An 845-nucleotide genomic window follows, 5' to 3' on the forward strand; every position below is an offset into this window, starting at 1 on the left:
GCAGCGATACAAATATCGGGCCCCATTGAAGCAAATATCGCCAGAAAGTCTGGAATCTACCGAAGCTACTTGCATTTATTTATTTCAGATATGAAGGCTCGCTCGCAGCTTGTACATAGCTTGCGCTGTTATCTAGATTCGCGTAAATCCCATAAAACCAAGCTATATATCGACGCAGACCCCCTCGATTACGTCTAATAGCAATACTTGGAGTCAGAGTAAAAAGCGCACTTTTTACTCTGACTCCAAGTATTAGCGTTTAAATCTTGAACGGAATCATAGATAATACGCCCCCTTTTAATTTCCCATTGGCTTTTGTAAATCTGGACGCGCATGAAAGAACTGATAATTGAACTTGTACAAACGGTTGTGACTGAACTTAGCAACGAGAACGTCATTCCTTCGGACGCGAGTTATAAGATCAATATTGATGCGACAAAAGATAAAGCGCATGGCGACTATGCCTCGAATATAGGGCTAGTCTTAGCCAAGCAGGCCAAGATGCCACCTCGAGCGCTTGCTGAGCAAATCGTTGAAAAGATCACCGCTCAAAATAATGCAAGCGTAGACAAAATTGAAATTGCTGGCCCTGGCTTCATCAACTTTTTTATGAGCTCCGCCAGCAGCTTTGCCGTCCTCAGTTCAATTATTGAAAATGCGGATAAATATGGACACAACAACTCAGGTAAAGGCCAAAAAGTTCAAGTCGAGTTTGTTTCCGCTAATCCTACCGGCCCATTGCATGTGGGGCATGGCCGTGGCGCAGCAGTCGGTGACAGCATTTGCAGACTTCTCGGTGCAAATGGCTGGGATGTGACCAGCGAGTTCTATTACAACGATGCTGG

Annotated in this window: 2 protein-coding genes; both read left to right on the forward strand. The window is 44.7% G+C overall.

The genetic code is table 11. The features are described 5' to 3' along the window. Nucleotides 1–198, forward strand: a 198-nt coding sequence (locus A3766_RS30540; protein ID WP_197479374.1) for a hypothetical protein, incomplete at its 5' end; no start/stop codon positions are given. 135 nt (nt 199–333) lie between these two features. Continuing rightward, nucleotides 334–845: arginine--tRNA ligase (argS, locus tag A3766_RS06160; protein WP_082907055.1), on the forward strand; the 512-nt coding region annotated here is incomplete at its 3' end.

The sequence above is a fragment of the Oleiphilus sp. HI0132 genome (assembly GCF_001635845.1).